Annotated in this window: 19 protein-coding genes and 3 tRNA genes; 12 read left to right on the top strand and 10 right to left on the bottom strand. The window is 52.2% G+C overall.

Annotation, left to right across the window (positions count from 1 at the left end):
* Positions 1 to 52 precede the first annotated feature (52 nt).
* Positions 53 to 2,431 (top strand): Lon protease family protein, encoded by a 2,379-nt coding sequence (locus HCH_RS23455; protein WP_011398965.1) that lies wholly within the window; start codon positions 53 to 55, stop codon positions 2,429 to 2,431.
* 48 nt (positions 2,432 to 2,479) lie between these two features.
* Here the strand turns inward: HCH_RS23455 and HCH_RS23450 are convergent, their stop codons facing one another.
* From HCH_RS23450 to amrS, 3 genes are all read right to left on the bottom strand, one after another.
* Complete coding sequence (locus tag HCH_RS23450) at positions 2,480 to 3,328, bottom strand: ion transporter (RefSeq protein WP_011398964.1); 849 nt, start codon at positions 3,326 to 3,328, stop codon at positions 2,480 to 2,482.
* 116 nt (positions 3,329 to 3,444) lie between these two features.
* Positions 3,445 to 4,056: an alpha-ketoglutarate-dependent dioxygenase AlkB family protein gene (locus HCH_RS23445; protein ID WP_011398962.1), complete on the bottom strand. Its 612-nt coding sequence runs from the start codon at positions 4,054 to 4,056 to the stop codon at positions 3,445 to 3,447.
* Positions 4,057 to 4,061: 5 nt separating this feature from the next.
* Entirely contained in the window at positions 4,062 to 5,150 is a 1,089-nt protein-coding gene (gene amrS, locus HCH_RS23440; protein WP_011398961.1) for an AmmeMemoRadiSam system radical SAM enzyme, read from the bottom strand.
* 275 nt (positions 5,151 to 5,425) lie between these two features.
* On the opposite strand from amrS, the gene HCH_RS23435 reads away from it, so the two are divergent.
* The 3 genes from HCH_RS23435 to HCH_RS23425 all read left to right on the top strand — a co-directional run bounded on the left by HCH_RS23435 (position 5,426) and on the right by HCH_RS23425 (position 8,546).
* Positions 5,426 to 6,169: a M23 family metallopeptidase gene (locus HCH_RS23435; protein ID WP_238384925.1), complete on the top strand. Its 744-nt coding sequence runs from the start codon at positions 5,426 to 5,428 to the stop codon at positions 6,167 to 6,169.
* Between the two features lie 22 nt (positions 6,170 to 6,191).
* Positions 6,192 to 6,794 carry a response regulator transcription factor gene (locus tag HCH_RS23430; RefSeq protein WP_238384924.1) on the top strand — a complete coding sequence of 201 codons (603 nt, stop codon included), beginning with the start codon at positions 6,192 to 6,194 and terminating at the stop codon, positions 6,792 to 6,794.
* 129 nt (positions 6,795 to 6,923) lie between these two features.
* Positions 6,924 to 8,546, top strand: a complete 1,623-nt coding sequence (locus HCH_RS23425; RefSeq protein ID WP_011398958.1) for an ATP-binding response regulator — start codon at positions 6,924 to 6,926, stop codon at positions 8,544 to 8,546.
* On the opposite strand, the gene astE is transcribed toward HCH_RS23425, so the two are convergent.
* The 7 genes from astE to HCH_RS23390 form a co-directional block, all read right to left on the bottom strand.
* Positions 8,535 to 9,560 carry a succinylglutamate desuccinylase gene (gene astE / locus HCH_RS23420; RefSeq protein WP_011398957.1) on the bottom strand — a complete coding sequence of 342 codons (1,026 nt, stop codon included), beginning with the start codon at positions 9,558 to 9,560 and terminating at the stop codon, positions 8,535 to 8,537. The two genes, HCH_RS23425 and astE, sit on opposite strands and share 12 nt — an antisense overlap.
* Positions 9,561 to 9,567: 7 nt before the next feature.
* Positions 9,568 to 10,287: an ABC transporter permease gene (locus tag HCH_RS23415; RefSeq protein WP_420794879.1), complete on the bottom strand. Its 720-nt coding sequence runs from the start codon at positions 10,285 to 10,287 to the stop codon at positions 9,568 to 9,570.
* Positions 10,287 to 10,994, bottom strand: coding sequence for an ABC transporter permease (locus HCH_RS23410; protein WP_011398955.1), 708 nt, complete (start codon positions 10,992 to 10,994; stop codon positions 10,287 to 10,289). The genes HCH_RS23415 and HCH_RS23410 overlap by 1 nt, the downstream gene beginning before the upstream one ends.
* A 54-nt stretch (positions 10,995 to 11,048) precedes the next feature.
* Positions 11,049 to 11,825, bottom strand: coding sequence for an ABC transporter substrate-binding protein (locus HCH_RS23405; protein WP_011398954.1), 777 nt, complete (start codon positions 11,823 to 11,825; stop codon positions 11,049 to 11,051).
* A 125-nt stretch (positions 11,826 to 11,950) separates the two neighbouring features.
* Complete coding sequence (locus HCH_RS23400) at positions 11,951 to 12,721, bottom strand: ABC transporter ATP-binding protein (protein WP_011398953.1); 771 nt, start codon at positions 12,719 to 12,721, stop codon at positions 11,951 to 11,953.
* A gap of 672 nt (positions 12,722 to 13,393) precedes the next feature.
* Positions 13,394 to 13,903, bottom strand: a complete 510-nt coding sequence (locus HCH_RS23395; protein ID WP_041598881.1) for an RDD family protein — start codon at positions 13,901 to 13,903, stop codon at positions 13,394 to 13,396.
* Between the two features lie 76 nt (positions 13,904 to 13,979).
* A complete protein-coding gene (locus HCH_RS23390) occupies positions 13,980 to 14,846 on the bottom strand; it encodes a prenyltransferase (RefSeq protein WP_011398951.1) in 867 nt (288 codons plus the stop codon).
* 172 nt (positions 14,847 to 15,018) lie between these two features.
* Between HCH_RS23390 and HCH_RS23385 the strand changes: the two genes are divergently transcribed.
* From HCH_RS23385 to HCH_RS23350, 8 genes are all read left to right on the top strand, one after another.
* Positions 15,019 to 16,392 carry a DUF5610 domain-containing protein gene (locus tag HCH_RS23385; RefSeq protein WP_011398950.1) on the top strand — a complete coding sequence of 458 codons (1,374 nt, stop codon included), beginning with the start codon at positions 15,019 to 15,021 and terminating at the stop codon, positions 16,390 to 16,392.
* A 222-nt stretch (positions 16,393 to 16,614) separates the two neighbouring features.
* Entirely contained in the window at positions 16,615 to 19,245 is a 2,631-nt protein-coding gene (gene alaS / locus HCH_RS23380; RefSeq protein ID WP_011398949.1) for an alanine--tRNA ligase, read from the top strand.
* A 120-nt stretch (positions 19,246 to 19,365) separates the two neighbouring features.
* On the top strand, positions 19,366 to 20,592 hold the full coding sequence (locus HCH_RS23375; protein WP_011398948.1) for an aspartate kinase: 1,227 nt from the start codon (positions 19,366 to 19,368) through the stop codon (positions 20,590 to 20,592).
* A 264-nt stretch (positions 20,593 to 20,856) separates the two neighbouring features.
* Positions 20,857 to 21,060: a carbon storage regulator CsrA gene (csrA, locus tag HCH_RS23370; protein ID WP_011398946.1), complete on the top strand. Its 204-nt coding sequence runs from the start codon at positions 20,857 to 20,859 to the stop codon at positions 21,058 to 21,060.
* A 77-nt stretch (positions 21,061 to 21,137) separates the two neighbouring features.
* Positions 21,138 to 21,227 (top strand) — tRNA-Ser (locus HCH_RS23365).
* Positions 21,228 to 21,243: 16 nt separating this feature from the next.
* Positions 21,244 to 21,320 (top strand) — tRNA-Arg (locus tag HCH_RS23360).
* Positions 21,321 to 21,351: 31 nt separating this feature from the next.
* Positions 21,352 to 21,428: transfer RNA gene (locus tag HCH_RS23355), tRNA-Arg, on the top strand.
* Between the two features lie 365 nt (positions 21,429 to 21,793).
* On the top strand, positions 21,794 to 22,042 hold the full coding sequence (locus HCH_RS23350) for an OadG family protein (RefSeq protein ID WP_041598878.1): 249 nt from the start codon (positions 21,794 to 21,796) through the stop codon (positions 22,040 to 22,042).
* Positions 22,043 to 22,044: the final 2 nt, after the last annotated feature.

The raw sequence follows: 22,044 nt of genomic DNA, 5'->3' as shown, positions 1-22,044 counted from the left end.
CAGCGATCTATACACGCATTTTGACGCCCCGGTTTAGCATCGGGCGGAGTCTATGAGTAAGAAAAAGCCCCTACCAATCCAATCGCTCTACAAACCCTGTCTCACAAAAGATTTCAAATTCAGCAGCACCCGTGCTCTGGAGCCGCTGGAAGGCATTCTTGGGCAAAACCGCGCTCAAGAGGCAGTGCAGTTCGCCATATCCATGGCGGACGCCGGCTATAACATATACGCCATCGGCCGCAACGGTCTGGGTAAGCGGACGATGATCATGCGCTTCCTGGAGAAAAAGCGCTCTGAGGCGGTCGCCAGCGATTGGTGCTACGTCAACAACTTTGATGACGTGCGCTCGCCTAAAGTACTGCGCCTGCCAGCCGGTCTGGGAATGCCGTTAAAGAAAGATCTGGAGCAGCTTTTGGTGCGCTTGCAGAAAGGCATTCCGCAGGCGTTTGATAACGAGTCATATTACGAGCGCGCAGAGCAGATTAAAAACGAACTGAGCCAGAAGCAGGAAAAATCGCTTAGCCGTATCGCCAACGCCGCCAAAAAGCAGCAAATCAGCCTGACGGTGACGACCCCGGGCGGCTATCGTCTGGTGGCCACGGACGGTGAAAAACCATATAGCGCGGAGACTTTTGCGGAGTTGCCCGAAGCGCGCCAACAAGAATTTGAAGACGCCATCAACAAGCTGGAGAAAAAACTCCGCACAGTGTTGCGTCGACTCAGCCAGTGGGAACAGGAGTATGCGGACAAGCAGCAAGCGCTGAATGAAGAGATAGCGCTGGCGGTTTCCCAGCACCTGATCGACAACCTGAAGAAAAAGTATCGTGAGCATTTGGAAGTCGTCGAGCACCTGGAACACATTCAGGCGGACTTGCTGAAGAACGTTGAGATTTTTCTGGACGACGGCGAAGAACAGGCGGCTCTGGCGGCGGCCACTATGGATAACAAGCTGCCCAGACGCTATCAGGTGAACGTGATGGTCCATCATGACGCCAATGGCAATGCGCCGATCGTCGTGGAAGATAACCCCAACTACTTCAACCTGTTTGGGGCGGTGGAAAATGTCACCTATAAAGGCACCGTGTTTACCGACTTTACATTAATCCGGCCCGGCGCTCTTCATCGCGCCAATGGCGGTTATCTCCTTATGGACGCCGTCAAAGTGCTTGAGCAGCCTTTTGTATGGGATGCGATCAAGCGTACGCTGCGCTCAGGCAATGTGACTATGAACGCGCTGGAGAAAGAGATAACGCTGTCCGGTACGATTTCTCTGGAGCCGGAGCCAATGCCGCTGGAAGTGAAGATCGTCCTGTTTGGCGACAGGGATACTTACTTGTTGCTGCAGCAGTATGACCCGGACTTCGGCGAACTGTTTAAGGTCACAGCGGACTTTGAAAGCGAGATTTCGCGCACCCCTGAAACGCAAATGCACTACGCTCGCTTTATTACCAGCCTGGTGCGCGAAAAGGGACTGATGCCTTGTGATCGCTATGCAGTGATGAGAATTCTTGAGCATAGCGCTCGCGTCGCTGAAGATCAGAACAGACTGTCTTTGCACGCGGCGGATATCGCCAATCTCTTGCGCGAGAGTAACTATTGGGCCAATGAAGCCAAGGCTAAAATGATCCATTCAGAGCATGTAGACAAGGCTTTGCGTAGCGCTGAATATCGCTCGAGTCGAATTCGTGATCAGGTGTTCGACAGCATCCGCGACGGCACCACGCTGATATCCACTATCGGAGAGAAAGTGGGACAAATCAATGCGTTGTCTGTGCTAAGTACGGGCGATCATGAGTTTGGCGTGCCGAGCCGGGTGACTGCAACCACGCATTATGGCGATGGCGAAGTGATCGATATCGAGCGTGACGTTAAATTAGCTGGCGCTATTCACTCCAAGGGCATGATGATTCTGTCCGCCTATCTGGCTTCAATTTTCGGCAAAAATGGCCCAATCAGGATTTCCGCCAGTATCGCCTTTGAGCAGTCGTATAGTGAAGTCGATGGCGACAGCGCTTCCATGGCGGAGTTTTGCGCAATCATTTCTTCTATTTCCGATGCGCCTATCAAACAGAATATTGCGATTACCGGCTCAATGAACCAGTTTGGCGACTCTCAGCCGGTCGGCGGAGTCAACGAAAAGATTGAAGGCTTTTTTGAAACCTGTTGCATCAAAGGCTTAAGTGGAGAGCAGGGCGTGATAATTCCCGCTTCCAACGAACACAACCTGATGCTGAACAAGCGTGTGCTGGATGCCTGCAAGGAGAAGAAATTCTTTATCTATTCCGTCAGGAATGTGGGAGAAGCGCTGGAGATTTTGACGGGCTTGCGAGTCGGACAGCCAAACGAAAAAGGAACTTATAGTCGTAATACGCTGTTTGGCATGGTTCAGCAAAAACTGAAGCAGTTGAAAATGGCGGAGAGACGTCACTAGAACGTCTCTTCTCGTTAGATAAGGCGTGCGGCGCCTCTAGCCGCATGCCTAACTATGGGCTTTAACTGGTTTAACTACTGTCCCCAAAGGGAGCCTTGCGCCGCAATGGCTGCAGAAACGGGCTTCCGCTTCGTGTAAATCTTTCTCGCAGGAACGACAGGCCAGGCTTAGGTAGTTGTTGCGCAGGACATTGGAAAGTTCGGCGGTAAAAATACCGGTTGGCACAGCGATGATGGCGTAGCCCATCACCATGACCATCGCCGCCATGCCTTGGCCAAAATCAGTCTTCGGGGCGATGTCCCCATATCCCACTGTTGTGAGTGTGACGATTGCCCAGTAGATGCTGCGTGGAATACTGGTGTAACCATTAGCGGGCCCCTCTATTAGATACATCATGCAGCCAAACAAAGTGACCAGCACCAGGATGGAAAACAGAAACACCGTCACTTTTTGCCGGCTTTGGCGAATTGCGTGCAATAGCAGATTGGCCTGAGAGACATACTTCGCCAGCCTTAAGATACGAAATACCCTCAGAACTCGGAGCACCCTGATAACCAGAAGATAGTGCGCGCCGCCCACGAACAAACTCAGATAGGTTGGGATGATGGAGAGCAGGTCGACAATGCCGTAAAAACTGAAAATATAGCGAACGGGCTTGTCCACACAGTAAATTCGCAACAGATACTCAATTGTGAACAATATTGTGAAGAACCACTCAATAGCCACGAACCAGTCGCCATACTTCAGCCGGAAATCACTGACGCTGTCCAGCATAACGGTGATAACGCTTATGAGAATGCCGCCGATCAGCGCTATGTCAAAGGCTTTGCCGGCAGGGGTGTCAGCGTGAAAAATAATGATGTAAAGCTGCCTACGCAGCTTGTCGTTAATAGACATGTTTTTCTCGAAACCGGTTTAACGGATAACCACGCCGCAGATTCTAATTCATCATTGAGGATGCGCAACCGTTTACTGGTGTGCGGCGATAGATATCAAGACTGAGTGGAGAGCAATCAGGCGGCGGGAATATATCGATAAGTCAGGTTTACTCGCGGACCCACGGGCGCCTTCGTTTTAGGTAGTTGGTGGCGCCAGTGGCGCTGCATGTCTCCAGACATGATCAGCAGCGAGTTATGCAACAGCTCTATCGCCAGGGTTTGGCCTCCCCGTTTGGGCTTAATCTGAAACGTGCGCGTCGCGCCAAAAGAAAAAGAAGCAATAATGGGGGCGGGCCCCAGTTCTGGCTCATCATCAGCGTGCCATGAAACGCTGTCCTGTCCGTTTCGATACAGGTTACACAGAGCGCAGTTGAACTTGGCTGCGGCGTGTTCAGAGGCGATATGACGCAACTGTTGTAACAACGGGGAGAATGGAGTGGGGTTAAGGCGCAGGCCGGAGTAAGCATAATGACAGTGCGGTTCGCCATACCATGCTTGCAGGCGCGGGATAGGAATAGTACGACCTTGTATGCGCAGGCTGTCCTGACGCCAATCCAAATGCTGGGTTAAGTCTTCTAGAACAAATGCGGCGTCAGCGTCCGCCAGTAGCGGGTGGATGAGGGTGAGCGCACCGTTGGCTATTGTAATGGGCTCAATCTGTAGATCTGGATGTTGGCGTAACTGCATGCGTTTTAGCTAATCCTTACGGGTTGGCGACGAGGGCCCCAGTTGCCTGGACGCGACTCAAATACGCCCGGTAAGGCGGCTCCGCAATGGCGGCACTCTCCGTGTTCATTCAAGCCCCATCTGCCGAGGCGATACCAGTCTCGCTCTATCAGCAACTCTCCACAGCTGGCGCACCATGTGCTGCCGCCTTGGCTGTCGTGAACGTTGCCGGTGTATGCGTAGCGTACGCCGTTCTTCATGGCGATGTTCCTGGCGCGGGTGAGTGTTTCCGGCGGCGTGTGGGGGGTATCCCTCATTTTCCAGTCTGGGTGAAAGGCGGAGAAATGCATAGGAACGTCTGGGCCAAGGTGTTCAACCACCCATTTAGACATGTCTTCCAACTCTTGGGAGGAGTCATTTTCACCTGGAATCAATAGTGTGGTGATTTCGAACCAAACCGATGTCTCTTGCTTCAGGTAGACCAGGGTGTCCAGCACCTCCGCCAAGTGCGCGCCGCAAATCTTATGGTAGAAGCGTTCCGTAAAGGCTTTCAGATCAACGTTGGCGGCGTCCATGTAGCGATAAAACTCCTGGCGGGGCTCCGGGCACATAAAGCCGGCCGTCACAGCGACTGACTTTACGCCGACCTCATGACAGGCTTGGGCCACATCAATTGCGTATTCGTGAAAAATCACGGGGTCGTTATAAGTGAAAGCGATACTGCGGCAGCCGTAATGTCGGGCGGCCTCAGCCAGCTGTTGCGGCATGGCGGTGGCGGCGAGAGTATCCATTTCTCTGGATTTGCTCATATCCCAGTTTTGGCAGAATTTGCAGGCGAGATTGCAGCCGGCAGTGCCAAAAGACAGTACTGGCGTGCCTGGCAGGAAGTGGTTCAAGGGCTTCTTCTCTATTGGATCAATGCAAAATCCACTGGATCGACCGTAGCTGGTCAAAACAATCGCGTCATGCTCTCGCGCTCTCACAAAGCATAAGCCTTGCTGTCCTTCATGCAGTTTGCAGGCGCGAGGGCAGATATCGCACTGAATACGGCCATCATCCAGCTGATGCCAATAGCGAGTAGGATAACTTTGGGGCGGTTGGAGTTGGGCCATCATTAAAATCAGGTTAGAAACGCCTGCCTCCGCTTACATTTGTCAGCTATCGGGCGGATAAACGGTTTTACCCGCTTCCACTAACGGCTATGATAATGAGAATACCACAAAGTGGTTCGCCATTTGTTTTGCGCGCGGTCTAATCGTTAAAAATGATGTTAATCAGACTTCTGCGAAGCCTTCCGCACTGGATGCTTCTTCTTTCTCTTACTCTCTGCGCTCGTGTGTGGGCGGCGTCTCCTATTGAACTCAAGGGCGACTTAACTCAAGGCGGTCTTGTGATCGGGCAAACTGCCGCTGACGCTCAGGTCTGGTATGACGACCATAAGCTTGAGCTGACGAAGGATGGGCATTTTGTCTTCGGTTTCGAGCGCGACGATGGTTTGTCGCATACCCTGAAAGTCCGTTTGGCGGATGGACAAGAGTGGTCTCAGCCCATCACTATTTCCGCCAGAGACTACGACATCCAGTATATCGAGGGCATTCCCAAGAAGATGATGGAGCCCGACCCGAACGATCTTAAGCGAATTCGAGAGGAAAACGCTCAAGTTGCCCGTGCGCGGGGACGTGATTCCCGACTAAACTATTTTTTACAGGGGTTTATTTCTCCCGCAAAAGGGCCGATTACTGGAGTGTATGGCAGCCAGCGTTATTTCAATGGGGAGCCGCGGCGTCCGCACTACGGTCTGGATATCGCAGCGCCGAGAGGCGCTCCCGTGGTTGCGCCGGCCTCAGGAGAAGTGACGCTGACGCACCCTGATATGTTTTTTTCAGGGGGAACCCTGGTAATTGATCACGGATATGGCGTGTCTTCCACCTTTATTCATCTGGATAAGATTCTGGTGAAGGTGGGGGACAAAGTGGAACAGGGACAGGAAATCGCTAAAGTCGGTTCTACCGGCCGCGCCACAGGGCCGCATCTGGACTGGCGTATAAACTGGTTTCAGACCAGGCTCGATCCGGCGTTGTTGCTGGCGTCGGAACCTAAAATGATGAGCAAAAAGAACCTGCAAGAAAAATAGGTAAATAGCCAAGATGAATGTAATGAACCAGATAGTCTATGTAGTCGAGGACGACGAAGCTGTTCGCGACTCTCTGCTGCTCCTGTTGCGGGCGGAAGGTTACAGTACCAAGGGATACTCCAGCGCCCAAAGCTTCCTGGAAGAGGAAGTCGCCGATCTGAATGGCTGTCTGGTTCTGGATATCCGTATGCCTGGAATGACGGGCATGGAGCTGCACAAGAAGCTACTTGAAATGGGGTGTGCGCTGCCTGTTATCTTCGTAACCGGACATGGCGATGTGGCTATGGCGGTTGAAGCGATGAAGCTTGGCGCTGTGGACTTTGTGCAGAAACCCTACCGGGAAGAAGATCTGCTGGAGAAGGTGAAAGGCGCTTTGGCGATGGACGCCGAACAGAAGGAAGCACTGCGGCACAAAGAGAAACTGCGTCAAAAAATAGAGTCTTTGACGCCGCGTGAGCTGGAAATCATGGAAATGATGATTGAGGGTAACGCCAATAAAGTGATCGCCATTGAATTGAACATCAGCCAGAGAACTGTGGAGATCCATCGCTCCCGCGTCATGCAGAAGATGGGGACGCATTCGCTGGCGCAGTTGGTGCAGATGGTGCTGGCCGCAAGAAGCTAATTTCTGCGGCGCTCGCCGCAGCTTTCCAGAGGGTGAGAGTCGCCCCCAAGTCTGTAAGGGTTATCGCGTATTAAACGGGATGATACGGCTGTCTATAGTCGCAAGTTCCGGCATTTTTCTCGGTGGAGCATGGCGACGGTAGATAACAAAGCAGTATCCAAGCTATCCAGACAGGACCAGATTCTGCTGGTGGATGATAATCCGGCTAACCTGAAAATCCTTTACGAAACGTTGGATGGTCGCGGCTATAAGCTGTTAGTGGCGGATAGCGGCGAAAAAGCGCTTAGTATCGTTCGTAAATCCCACCCTGACTTGATTCTTCTTGACGTGATGATGCCCGGTATGGACGGCTTTGAGGTGTGCCGCACCTTGAAGCAGGACCCGGCCACTGCGTCTTCTTCTATTATTTTCCTTTCCGCGCTGGATGATACGGACTCCAAAGTGATGGGCTTCGACGCCGGCGGCGTGGACTATATTTCCAAACCGTTCCAGGTTAAAGAAGTGATCGCCAGGGTGGAGACCCACCTGAAGATTCATCGCTTGGAACAGCAACTGGAAGCCCGTAACCGTGAGCTGCAGATAGATAAGGCGAGCATCCTGTCCGCCATGAGCGAGGGGATATATGGATTAAGTCGCCGTGGCGAAATCATTTTCGCCAACTCTGCGGCGGGACGCATGAACGCATGCGACGAAGGCAGCCTTCTCGGGCGCTCCTTTGTGCAATTGCATTTCAATCAGGCCGAAAATCCCGAAGGGGAGAATGCCTTCGACTTGGATCGTATGACCGAGCGCCTGCAGCGTGTGTTAAGCAAGAATGAGGCGCTGCGCATTGGTAACGCCTTGTTCACCCGTCCGGACGGCTCTGTCTATCCGGTCACCTTTACGGTCACGCCAACGGCGAGAGACGATCACGCGACCCATGCCGTCGTTGTATTTCATGACACGACGGAAGAGATCAGGCAGGCTGAAGAGTTGGAAGCGGCCAGGCAAAGCGCGGAAGCGCAGCGTTCCCAACTCGCGCATATCTCCCGCTTGAGCATGATGGGGGAGATGGCGGCGGGGATCGCGCATGAGGTGAATCAGCCTCTTACCGCCATCGTCAATTACATCCGCGTCGCCAACCGCATCGCTAAGGCGGAGCAACTGGATAAGGCGCTGATGGATGAAACGCTTAAGAAGATAGAAAGCCAGTGTTTGCGCGCCAGTCAGGTGATTCAGCATATTCGCGACTTCGTTAAGAAGCCGTTACAGGGTAAGGAGATTTTATCCGCTAATACCCTCGCCAAAGACATTCTGGAGTTGGCGGAAATTGAAGCCAAGGAGCACGGCATTGAGTTGCGCGCGAATATCGAGCCTTTGTTGCCAGAGCTTTATATCGAGCCGGTACAGGTGCAGCAGGTGGCTTTGAATCTGTTGCGCAATGGCATGGAGGCGATGGGGCACGCGAATATGCGCGGCTCCGTTAAGTTCAAGGTGGCTCAGGCCAACGGTAAAGGCATTTTATTCGAAGTGACGGACGAAGGACCCGGCGTTGCGGAAGAGCATCAGAACAATTTGTTCAGTCCGTTCTTCACCACGAAAAAGTCGGGGATGGGAATAGGTCTGACGTTATGTCAGTCCATTATTCATTCCCATGGCGGCGAGATTGGTTTCAGACCGGGAGAAAGTGGCGGCAGCACTTTTTATTTCACGCTGCCGGTGCGTAATAAGCCTGTAGGCAAGCGGGATCAACCCGCTGAATCAGCTCAGTAATATTCCAGGCAGTGGCCTGACCAACAGCCCTGCGCGTTGACCTGGCCCTACCTTGGAGTTAGGGAAGACGATGCGCACGGGGCTGTCCGAAACGACATACTCCGCTTCATCATCCCTCCATACAGAGTAGCCCACATCCAACTCAGTAAAGTTTGGCGTGTCCTCTGCAATGTTCAGCTGAAAGTTTTTGCCTGTATTAATGATTTCCTCAACGACTTGAAACTGCTCAGGCAGTTTTCCGCTATAGGATTTGATGGCGGCGTCATCGCCTGCAATCAGTGCCAGAAGCTGACTTTTCAGGTTGGCGAGTCCCGCCAGATCGTTTTCGCCAAATGGATACACTTTGCCCAGCTCCACCGTGAAACTTTCTGCGGCGTATTCTGCTGCGCTCCAGCCTGAAAATGTCGCGGCGGGTTTGTTTTGCAGCAATACAGCTTCCACTCCACTGGCTGCTAACAGCTTAAGTTGTAAAGTGGGACACTGCCGAGCTGGCAGAAAGGGATAGACCGCGAACTTTTCAATCTGCGAGCCTCGAATCGCTGTGTGCAGGTCATAGTGCCAGCACGTCTCTCCAGGCGGCACAAAGTCCTGTGCTTGTGCGATAAGCTCCGCCGCCCGGTTAGGTTCATACCCTGGACCTGCGGTGGCGCTTTCTTTGAAAAGACGATTGAGGTTTATATCAATAAAGCGCTCCTGCGCTTTCATGGCAGGAGGGTTTCCGAGAAGAAAAAGGCACTCTCTACGGACAGGATGAAGCCCTTCCAAGAGCTCGGAAACGATTTCGTTCACGATTTCTATTGGGGCTGTCTCATTGCCATGTACGCCTGCGGAGATAATCAGCCTGGGGGTGACTGGAGATGAAGGCGCGCACATCAGTGCGCCATGACCGGTGAAGCGGAATACCACACCGTTATTTTCAACGACTTCCCTCTCTTGCGCAGCTTCCCGCCCCTCAGGGATGTCAGCCAGCGTGGCGGATAAGAAGTCCTTGTGAGGGGCGAATAAGGCGCTCATAGACAAATCAGCTTCCTACGGGTCTCAAGTGGGCCATGAGATTGTGTTCCAGACGCTTGAAGATATAAATGATGGTGAAGGTCAGGCACAAGTAGATCAGGGCGACAAAGGTGAAGGCCTCAAAAGGCGCATAGTACTTGGAATAGATGTAACGGGCTGCGCCGGTCAGGTCGATAATCGTCACCACGCTGGCGATGGCGCTGGCGTGCAACATGAAGATAACTTCGTTGCTATACGCTGGCAGGGCCCGGCGGAAGGCGTTGGGTAGAATGATGCGTCGCATGCTTAACCACCAGGACATTCCGTAAGCTTTAGCGGCTTCAATTTCCCCTTGGGGCGTTTGTTGAATGGCTCCGCGAATAATTTCGGTAGTGTAGGCTGCGGTATTCAGAATGAAGGCGAGCATAGCCGGGTAAAACGCGTTAGCCAGTAGGGGCCAGATGAAAGAGTCCTTTACTCCGGGCACCGCGGGCAAGCCGTAATAGATCAAGTAAAGCTGGATCAATAGTGGCGTGCCGCGAAACATATAGGTATAGAGCCAGATTGGCTTGTTTATCCAGGGGTTCTTGCTGGTGCGTAATATGCCCAGTGGAATGGCGATAACCAAGCCGATCAGCAGTGACAGGAAAACCATTTGAACGGTGACCGTCAAGCCGTCCCAGTAGTACTCCAGAGTGCCGACATTGAAAATTTTATTCTGGTTGAGCCAGGTGGTAAGCGTCTCGATCACTGGGAAGTTCTCCTGGAATCAACATGATAGTGAGTTTCCAGCTTTTTGAATAAAAACTCGGAAATGGAAGTCAGCGCCAGGAATATCAAAAGCACCGGAATAAAGAACATGAATGGGGCCTGTAGCGCAGCAGAGGCCTGGTGGGCGGCGCGCACCATATCCTCCATGCCAATGACGGAGACCAGTGCGGTGGTTTTCAGCATGACCAGCCAGTTGTTGCCCAGTCCGGGAAGGGCGTGACGCATCATCTGTGGAAACATAATGCGTTTGAAAATCTGCCAGCGATTCATGCCGTACGCCAGGCCGGCTTCAATTTGGCCGCGCTCGACGGCGAGGAAAGCGCCGCGAAAAGTTTCTGACATATAAGCGCCGAAAATAAAGCCAATGGTCAGTACGCCTGCGACAAAGGCGTTGATATTGATATAGGTGTCGATTTCAAACTGGTCGTATAGCCAGTCCGAAAGGCTGTTCATCAGAATCTGGCCGCCGTAAAAAATCAGCAGCATCAGAACCAGATCGGGCACGCCCCTGATCACGGTGGTGTACGCGGTGCCTACTGCTTTGGAAATCGGGTTTCTGGATAGTTTTGCGGTTGCGCCCAACAATCCCAACAGCAAGGCGAGCAATAGAGAAAGTATGGCTACTTCGATGGTAACCAGTGATCCTTTGAGGATAGTGGGGCCGTAACCTTTCAGATCTAACATAAAATCGCCTGATCGATTGATGGTAAGGGGAGGCCGAAACCTCCCTTCAGATGCTTACTTGCCGTAAACGTCGATTTCGAAGTACTTGTCGTTGATTTTCTTGTACACGCCGTTGCCGCGGATTTTCTTGATGGCGGCGTTGAATTTGTTGGCCAGGTCGGTGTCACGCTTACGAACAGCGATGCCTGCGCCTTCGCCGAAGATGCGGACGGGTTCAGTGATCATGGGGCCGGCGAATTCGAAGTCCTGACCGGCTTCTTTCTTCAGGAAACCACCGTCGGCGGCCAGTGCGTCAACGAACAGCAGGTCCAGACGGCCAGCTTTCATGTCCAGGTAGGCTTCATCCTGACCAGCGTAACGCTTGATGTTGACGATGTCTTTCAGCTCTTCACTGACATAGGTGTCCTGAATGGTGCCGCGCTGAACGCCAACGGATTTGCCTTTCAGCTGATTCATGTCGGAAGGATCAATGCCTGCGCCTTTCTTGGCTACCCAGCCGGATGGCGTGTTGTAGTACTTGTCGGAGAAGAGAACTTTTTCGCGACGCTCTTCAGTGATGGACATGGATGACAGGATTGCGTCGTACTTGCGGGCCAGCAGCGCAGGGATGATGCCGTCCCAGTCTTGCACTACCCATTCACATTTCGCTTTCATCTCCGCGCACAGCGCGTTTCCGATTTCGATATCGAAGCCTTCCAGTTCGCCTGCGGCGTTTTTGGAGGCGAAGGGAGGATAGGTTGCGTCAACGCCGATGCGGATTTCTTTCCAGTCTTTAGCTTGGGCTGACGAAAAAGCCAGTACGGACACCAAGGTAATGAGTAACTTTTTCATGAAATTTCCTCAACATTTATTATCAGACTGATGGCTTGGCCACCGTTTTCTAAACCCCATTTTCTGCGAAAGTGCAGCGATGAACCGAAGGACGTCGCGCACGGTTTAATTGGCCCTGTATAGGATTAATACTTCGGAGCCAAAAACTGTCGAACCCGCTCGGAATCCGGGTTGTTGAATACTTTATCAGGAGAGCCCTGCTCTTCGATTTTGCCTTGGTGAAGAAACACCACCTGGCTGGAAACGTCGCGGGCGAAGGCCATTTCGTGGGTCACCACGATCATGGTGCGGCCTTCTTCCGCAAGCGAGCGCATGACTTTCAGCACCTCGCCGACCAACTCTGGGTCAAGCGCGGAGGTGGGTTCGTCAAACAGCATGACGTCAGGCTCCATAGCCAGCGCTCTGGCGATGGCTGCGCGTTGTTGCTGTCCGCCGGACATTTGTGCGGGATAGTAGTTACGACGCTCCCAGATACCGACTTTCTGAAGGTAGCGCTCTGCGCTTTCCAACGCTTCTTTTTTAGGGACGCCGAGCACATGAACGGGCGCTTCAATAATGTTTTCCAGAACGGTCATGTGCGACCAGAGGTTGAAACTTTGAAACACCATGGATAGTCGGGAGCGCATGCGCTCCACCTGCTTGATGTCGGCAGGCTTGCGTTCTCCGTTTCGACTGGTGGCGAAGGTGATTTGTTCGCCGTGAACTTCTATTTCACCTGAGGTGGGGATTTCAAGCAGATTGATGCATCTTAAAAAAGTACTTTTGCCTGAACCTGACGAACCTATCATTGAGATTACGTCACCTTTTACGGCCCTAAGCGAAACCCCTTTCAAGACTTCCAGGTCATTAAACTTCTTATGTACGTCTGTGACTACCAGGGGGGCTTTTTCAGCCATGTAAACCTCCGGTTGAGAGTGGGCGATGCCGACAAATCGACTTAATAATAGTAGTTAGCTCCGGCGACCACCTATTCTTTGCTTGTTGTGAGAATAGAATGTGGCATTTGAGCCTTTCATGCCAGGGTAGTCTCTTAGAAGCTACTCATCTAGAACTTCGCTGAGGGATAGGCGAGTGGCGAGGAAATCATCGAGGTAGGACATACAGATCCCAATAAGTAGCGAGCTGCAGAAGCGTACGCAAATGTGTTGGGAATGTTCTGTAACCATCATATGAGCCAGACCGCTTTAACTTCTATTTGATCCATAGTGCTTGCTCGTGCACAGGATACTTTCTTGTTTTTAGAACTGAGTCTTGTTGTTCTGTCTGTTGTTATTATCACAAATCACGCTTTTTGAACTAGCGGTTCCTCCGTATTCCATCCGAAAAGAATTTTAATGTCAACCAAGCTCTGGTTGCGGAAATTACCTATAGATCTGTCGTTAAATTTTTAAATCACTTTGCTTTCGGAGTCCATTGATTTTTTTATGTTTTTGTTTTTAACGGAGATTTTGAAGCGCCGTCGAGCGCCCGAATATTTTCGTTAAATTGGCGTTTCGACGGTGTAATCGGACAAATGGGGGATTGTTGAAAAGGCTGAATAGGCGGAAAAAGCGGCGAAGTAGGAAATGCTACTTCTTTTTTTTCTTTTCGGAGGGGGGCGCCGGAACATAAACAACCCTGCTCAAGGAAAAGCGATCATGCCAGCTCAGCTTTTCTTTGTCCCAAAGCACCCAGAGGTATCCCAGTCCCAGGCAAACGGCGGAGACCGCGGCGCCAAAGAAACGGAGCAGGCACTGACTCCAGTTCACTTTGAAGCCGTCCGGGTTTTGAATGCGGATACGCCAGACCTGCATGCCCAGGGTCTGTCCTATGCGTCGCCAGAAGTAGGCGAAAAAGAAGAACGTAGCTAGAAACAAGCTGCTGGAAAGCAGCGGGTCGCCGATATTTTTACCTGCGTCCGCCTCTATCTGCATCGCTTCCGATCCAATCACCATCCCGCGAAGAAGCATATAAATCATCGTGGTCACCATCCATACCGCAATCAGCAAAATGGAGTCATAAAACATCGCTGCGAGGCGACGCCATAAAGGTGCGGGCTGAAGTTGCGCGGGGTCTTCCGGAAAGCGGTTCGATAGCATAAAAGTGAGGACTCTCAAAGCGACTGAAAACTGCGGCGGGACTATATCACAGGTGATATTTTCTGTCCCGGCGCGATCAAATGGAAAGTACGTGGCACAGCGCCGTGACCCCGGTCAGCCTGCCCGCCAATTGCGGAAGGTTGTGGCGGGACGTAATGCTGTGCATTTGCAGGAGCTGGCGCGCGAGGAATAGGGCGAAAATGCATGAGCCTGACATCCACACAGGAGAACTCAGTCGGTCCAATGCAATCAAGGCGATATATCCAAAGGCGGTTAGCCCCAGGAGAGCCAGAAACGCTGCTTTGGCTCGGGGCAGTCCTAATATAGATGAAAGCGTGCGGTCGCCATGACGCAGATCTTTTTCTATGTCCCGGATTTCATTCGCCATTAATACCAGGGAGATGAGGGGGCCGAAGGCGATTGAGTCCAAAAGCAGCGTTTGCGACCAATTTCCTGTGGCGCTGAATCCCGCGCCGGTAATTAGAAGCGGTCCCATCAATACGAACACCAAGATTAACCCCAGGCCGCGGCGTTTCAGGTTAAAGGGCTCAATGGTATACGCCAGACATCCTGCAAAGCCGGCCATGGCCAATAAGGCGATGACCGGTCCTCTTATTGACATAATGACGCTTCCCAGTATTGCTGCGATGGCGAAGCACGCCATCCCCAGGGCGAAGTTGCGACGAATGGCGTGAATTTGATCGGGGCTCAGGCGCAATTCGGGCTGGCTTTGGTCGCTCCAGTCATTGATAAGGTTGACTCCGCATTGCGCCAATAACGTAGCAATAAACGTCAGTGTGGCGAGTAGTGCTGAAAAGTCCGCGTCAGGGACCGTAGGGGCGAAAGCGATGCTACAGCAAGCGATAGCGATGATCAGGGAGAATGGCCGTAATGCTGAGGCGAATCTGTATTTATTCGTGGTTTGGGGGGCTGCTGCTGTCATAGCCGTCGGATAATCAAATGGTTACCCGCAAGCATAATCAAAAATTCCTAAAAGTTAACTTTTAATAATGCAAAGTCGCTAAAGAAAACGCGGTATCTGACGCTAACTATATTGCCCTCGTCGAAAATGGCTCTACGGGAGGGCGTAAATAGGTTTGGGGGAGGGCGTTTACATGCACTTTGCAATGCCGGCGATAAATAACCTGCTTTCTGGTTCCAATCATGGCTCTGGTTCTGAAGCATCTGAAAAGATGCGTCATGGCAAGGGCGCGGGCGGCAATATCGTCGCGTATGATTTCAGCTATTCCAGCACAGAAGTTTCTTACAGCCAAAGTGGCGGCGGTCGGGATTTTTCCGTTCGAGTTTTTGAAGCCAGAATGTCGGGGCGTCTCGCCAGCTTTGGAGTGAAACCCGCCAATGATGCGTATCAGCCACAGGTTCCCACTCCCCAAGATGTTGCTAACAAAGTTCTGGGCTTTGTAGAAAAGAGAATTGAAAACGCCGCCCGTAACGGCGCCTCGCCGGAAGACCTGGAAAGCCTGTTTGCTCAAGCCGCTGAAGGCGTTGACCGCGGATACGCGGAAGCGCTGGAGGAATTGGATGCCCGCGGCTTGATTACGGATGAGCTGCAAGAAGATATCGACGCGGGATATCAACTGATTCAGGATGGCTTGGCGGGGCTGCGTGAACGTTACCTGCCCTCTGACAATCCTACTGACCCTCAGCCTCAACCTCAGGAACCTGATGTGGTCTATGTGCCGCCAGGATACGGCGAGCCTGATGTTATCTATGTGCCTGAAGGGTATGGAGAGCCAGATGTCATCTACGTTCCAGATGGATACAACGGTTCCCAGGGCTCAAACTCAGATTCTGACGCGCCCCAGAATGGCGGCGATGCACCATCACGTCTCGGCGGCATTGCAGAAGCGTTGTCCGTCAGTCGTTCATCTCTTTATGCCGCGAATGTGGGCATAAACGTGCAGACTCAAGATGGCGATAACGTGCGTATTCGTATGGCGGAAGCCTCTGGCTCGCAATCAGCGCTGAGCTATCGTCGTGGCGATAATGGCGAGGCCATGCAGTTCTCCAGTAACAGCTTCAGAGTCGGCTCTTTTGAGTTCTCCGTTGAAGGCGAGTTGGACGAGGACGAGCTAAATGCGCTGGCGGATATGTTGCAACAGGTAGAGGGGATTGCAGCTTCCTTCTTTGGCGGCGATATGGATGCGGCTTTTTCGGCGGCGATGGAGATGAATGTCGATAGTAGTGAAATCGCTAACTACGCCATTAATATGCGCAGCCTGCAGTATGAGCGTGTAGACGCCGCTTACCGTCGCACAGAGGGCGCTGGCGACGCCTTCCAGTCTTTGGCGAAGCATCGCGATATGTTGGCGGATTCTCTGAATAAAGCGTCTATGTTTGCTGATCCGGCTCGACTGGTGCATGAGTTCCTGAGCCAGATGCTGCAAACCCGTCAGGACGAAGCTCCCGCCTATCAGGCACAATACGTGGACTTCGCGAAAGAGTTGCTGGAGCGTATGTCCGCCTAAGCGAAATTCGCCTTTTACTTCGGCGCAGTTTAACCAAGCTGCGCCGTTTGCGTTTTAAGCCTCCTCGCTATTCATCCCTATATGTAAAATTGCGCATTCCATAATCTACAGGGCCGTTTTTTACCCCGCAGGTTCTATGGTAGAGTACGCAGCTCAGCCTTTTGCGCGCAATTCAGTCATCGCGCGGGTCTCACTATCGAAATCACCCAGAACGGAACAGGTATGAAGAGTTCAGAAATACGCAGCGCCTTTTTAAAGTATTTTCAGCGTAACGGGCACGAAGTTGTCGCCAGTAGTTCGCTGGTTCCGGCGGATGATCCTACGTTACTGTTCACCAATGCGGGTATGAATCAGTTTAAAGACGTGTTTCTGGGTAAGGACAAGCGTAATTATGACCGGGCGACCACTTCGCAAAAGTGCGTGCGCGCAGGCGGCAAGCACAACGATCTGGAGAATGTCGGGTATACCGCTCGTCACCACACGTTCTTCGAAATGCTGGGTAACTTCAGCTTTGGCGATTACTTTAAGCGTGAAGCGATCAATTACGCTTGGGAATTCTTGACTTCATCGGACTGGCTCAATATCGACAAGAGCAAATTGACTGTCACGGTTTACGCCTCTGATGATGAATCCTTCGATATCTGGGCCAATGAAATAGGCGTGCCTGAAGAGCGTATTATTCGTATCGGCGATAACAAGGGCGCGCCCTATGCGTCGGACAACTTCTGGCAGATGGGCGATACCGGCCCTTGTGGCCCTTGTACCGAAATTTTCTACGACCACGGACCACACATTGCGGGCGGGCCTCCTGGCAGCCCGGATGAAGATGGCGACCGCTTCATTGAAATCTGGAATGTGGTTTTCATGCAGTTCAATCGCACCGCTGATGGTGAGATGCATCCGCTTCCCAAGCCGTCTGTGGATACCGGGATGGGCCTGGAGCGCATCTCAGCCTTGATGCAAGGCGTGCACTCCAATTATGAGATTGATCTTTTCCAAGAGTTGTTGGCTGAAGCTTCCAAGGTGCTTGGCGGCGCCTCTATAGAAGAACCTGCGCTGCGGGTTATCGCTGACCATATTCGTTCCAGCTCGTTCCTGATTGCTGATGGCGTGCTGCCTGAAAATATCGGACGCGGCTCCGTATTGCGCCGTATTATTCGTCGCGCCGCCCGCTACGGCAACAAAGTGGGCGCGACTGAGCCTTTCTTGCATAAATTGGTTGGTAAGCTGGTGGAGTTGATGGGAGACGCTTATCCAGAGCTGAAAGCTTCCCAGAACAAGATCGAAAAAACGCTGTTGTTGGAAGAGGAGCAATTCGCCAAGACGCTGGATAAAGGCTTGAAGTTGTTGGAACACGAACTGGAGCAGCTCAAGGGAATGACCATTCCAGGGAAAACGATTTTTACTCTCTACGATACCTATGGATTTCCGGTGGAGCTGACCAACGACATCGCAAGAGAAAGAAGCCTGGCGATGGATATGGATGGCTACGAAGTAGAAATGGAGGCCCAACGTAAGCGCGCGCGCGAAGCAGGATCTTTTGGAGTGGACTACAACGCCGGCCTGAACATAGATGTGTCCTCTGAATTCACGGGCTATACCGAACTTGCTGGCAGCTACAAGGCGCTGGCTTTGTTCGCCGGATCAGACAAGGCTGACGCTCTGACTGTTGGTCAGCAAGGCCTTGTCGTGCTGGACAAGACGCCGTTTTACGCAGAGTCAGGCGGCCAGGTTGGCGATACCGGCGTACTGAAAACGGATACTGGCGTTTTTGTCGTTAAAGACACCAAAAAAGAAGGCGCGGCGATTGTGCATATCGGCGCTGTGTCTGAAGGCGAGATCAAAGTGGGTCAAACTGTGACGGCGGAAGTGGATCGTCACAAGCGTAAAGCCACGGCGCTTAATCACTCTGCTACGCACTTGTTACACGCCGCTTTACGTAAAGTATTGGGAGATCATGTCGCCCAGAAAGGCTCTTTGGTAGATCCAGAGCGTTTGCGTTTTGACTTTGCGCACTTTGAGCCGATGACGCAGGAGCAGATTCGTCAGGTGGAATCCATCGTAAATGCGCAGATTCGCGCCAATACGTCGGTTTCTACGGAGGTTATGGGAATGGACGCTGCGCGGGAGCGTGGCGCCATGGCGCTGTTCGGTGAAAAGTATGGCGATACCGTGCGTGTTCTGGCGATGGGCGAAAGTGATTTCTCCATCGAACTGTGCGGCGGCACTCATGTTGAGCGCACCGGCGATATCGGCATGTTTGTGATCGCCAGCGAAGCGGGCACAGCGGCTGGCGTGCGCCGTATTGAAGCGTTGACGGGGCAGCCTGCGGAGAATTGGGTGCAGTCCAGTGACGCCTTGCTGAGGGATATCGCCGTACTAGTGAAGGGTAATCGCGAAACGGCGGCGGATAAAGTTCGCGCTCTGATCGAACGTTCCCGTCAGTTAGAGAAGGAAGTGGACCAGGTCAAAGCCAAGCTGGCCAGTTCGGCGGGCAGCGATCTGGCGGCTTCTGCGGTAGACGTAAAAGGTCTCAAAGTGCTTGCCGCCAAGTTGGATGGCGTTGATCGCAAAGCGCTGATGGATACCGTCGACCAGCTGAAAAACAAGCTGGGCCAGGCTGTGGTGCTGCTGGCGTCTGTTGAAGATGGTAAAGCGTCTATAGTGGCTGGCGTCACGAAAGCGGAATCGGCGAAAGTAAAAGCCGGAGATCTGGTGAAGATGGTCGCAGAACAGCTGGGTGGCAAAGGTGGCGGACGTCCGGATATGGCTCAGGGCGGCGGCGTGGAGCTGGGCAAGCTTGATGCGGCGCTGGCCTCTGTCAATGCGTGGGTGGAAGGACAGCTGGGTTAACCCCGCGCATCCGAAAGACAGAGACAGGGAGAACAAGCGGGCGCGCTGTGAGCGCGCCCCGAACAAAGGGAAGTGTGTGACGAAAAAATGTAATTACTAAGACGGAAAGATAGAAACATTATGGCCCTACTGGTTCAAAAGTTCGGAGGCACTTCTGTCGGTAGCGTGGAGCGTATCGAGAAGGTCGCGGACAAAGTAAAAAAATTTAGAGATGAAGGTCATGATCTGGTGGTGGTGGTGTCGGCGATGTCCGGCGAAACCAACCGGTTGATCGGGTTAGCCAAGGACATAATGGATGAGCCGACTCCAAGAGAGTTGGACGTTCTGGTCTCCACCGGCGAACAAGTGACCATAGCGCTGCTCTGTATGGCGCTGCACAAGCGCGGCTGCGAAGCCCGCTCTTACACTGGCGGACAGGTTCGCATCCTTACGGATAACGCCCACACTAAGGCCCGCATTCTTGAAATTGACGAAAACAATATTCGCGCAGATCTGGATGCCGGACGTGTGGTTGTCGTCGCTGGTTTTCAGGGAGAAGATGAAAGCGGCAATATCACCACGCTCGGTCGCGGTGGTTCAGACACCACTGGCGTTGCTCTGGCGGCGGCGTTGAAGGCGGATGAGTGCCAGATCTATACCGACGTGGATGGCGTTTACACCACTGACCCACGCGTCGTGGACAGTGCGCGCAGACTCGACAGCATTACCTTCGAGGAAATGCTGGAAATGGCGAGCCTGGGCTCCAAAGTTTTGCAAATACGCTCGGTGGAATTCGCCGGCAAATATAACGTTCCCTTACGTGTCCTGTCCTCGTTTGAAGACGGCCCGGGCACGCTGATAACAACAGAGGATGATGAGAATATGGAGCAACCCATAGTATCGGGCATAGCTTTCAACCGCGATGAAGCCAAACTGACCGTATCCGGCGTGCCGGATATCCCTGGCGTGGCGTCCAAGATCCTTAAGCCGATCAGCGACGCTAACATTGAGGTGGATATGATCGTGCAGAACGTGGGTGAGGATAATCACACCGACTTCACTTTCACTGTTCACCGCAATGACTTTAACAAGGCCAAGGCAATCCTTGAGAAGCTCTGTAAGGAGCTTGAAGCCAGAGAGGTGAAGGGGGACAGCAAGATCGCCAAAGTCTCCATCGTCGGCGTTGGCATGCGCTCTCACGCAGGCGTCGCCACTACGATGTTTGAGGCGCTCTCCAAAGAAGGCATCAACATCCAAATGATCTCCACTTCGGAAATCAAAATTTCTGTCGTAATCGATGAAAAATATCTGGAATTGGCGGTGAGAAGCCTGCACGGCGCTTTCGAATTGAGCGAAAAACCGGCGTAATTTTGGATAAAACATTGGCTTTTGCCTGGAAATAACTAAAATAGGCGACCTGTGTGATGCAGGTCGCACGTAAATATAGAAAAAGATCAACCGGAATCCGCAATTTCTTAACGACGGGCATTAACCGTCCTTTTAAAAATCGGATTCTCGATAATAATAAAAAAGTGCAGTAGGTTGACGAAGGGCTTGTAGAGCGCAGTACATCTACAAGTAATCGACAATTAGGTCATTTTTTGGAATAGGTCGTTCTTTAAGGAGAATAAGATGCTAATCTTAACCCGCCGTGTAGGCGAAACTCTGATGGTTGGTGATGATGTAACCGTTACCGTTCTGGGGGTGAAAGGTAATCAGGTGCGTATCGGCGTCAATGCGCCGAAGGAAGTAGCTGTACACCGCGAAGAAATTTATCAGCGTATCCAGCGTGAGAAGTCTGCTCAGGCTGGCGAGTCGGACCATCAGGACGATTAATTGACGGTACCACAAACTTTTTTTGAATAAGGACTATCATTCTTGAAATTTTGTGGTACTATACGCCCCGCTTTTGCGGAGAGATGGCCGAGAGGCTGAAGGCGCGCCCCTGCTAAGGGCGTATGGGGGAAACCTCATCGAGGGTTCGAATCCCTCTCTCTCCGCCACTTTAAGTTTTGATGCGCGCTCGTAGCTCAGCTGGATAGAGTACCTGGCTACGAACCAGGCGGTCGGAGGTTCGAATCCTCCCGAGCGCGCCATTTAAATCTTAGAAGTTGCCAAATTTGTTGCGCGCTCGTAGCTCAGCTGGATAGAGTACCTGGCTACGAACCAGGCGGTCGGAGGTTCGAATCCTCCCGAGCGCGCCATCTCCTAACTGTTTTTGCAGTATCTAAAAACAGTAGATGTTAAGAAGCTAAAAATAGCTCTAAAGTTTGATATCTACGGATCAGTTTTTTCGTTTTCTCACATAGTTCTTGTTCCTTCTTTCAATGCCGTTTTTCTTCACCGGCCCATCGTCTTTCCCCTCTCTATGGTGTTGAGTTCTCAGTTTTTTTAGGATTTTTCGTCAATAGGGGAAAACCGAAGTTTTACGGTTGCGAACCCCTGGTTTTATCGGTATCTTACGCAAGATTTGCCGCCGAGAAGCGGCCCTGCGTTTGTTCTTTAAGCACATGAAGCGCGCCTTTGTTTGAGGCTTCATGCTGGTATATCAAAGACAGGTATCGATCATATGAATGAGCTTTTTCAGCAGGCGGTCGCCCTGATGGTAGCGGGAATGGGATTCGTATTCGTATTCCTGGCTATACTGGTCGGCGCAACCAATCTGATGTCGAAAGTCGTCAATCGCATTGCGCCGGAAATTCAGGTAGTCCCCCCTCCCACCGCTGGCAATCCTATGCCGCCTCCGAATAACAATAATGACACGATGGCTGTTATCGCAGCCGCAATCGCTAAACACCGTTCACGCCATAAGAAGTGAAC

Origin of the sequence: Hahella chejuensis KCTC 2396 (genome assembly GCF_000012985.1) — a bacterium.
In the GTDB taxonomy this organism is placed as follows: Bacteria; Pseudomonadota; Gammaproteobacteria; order Pseudomonadales; family Oleiphilaceae; genus Hahella; species Hahella chejuensis.
This window is presented reverse-complemented; position numbering and strand designations above follow the sequence as displayed.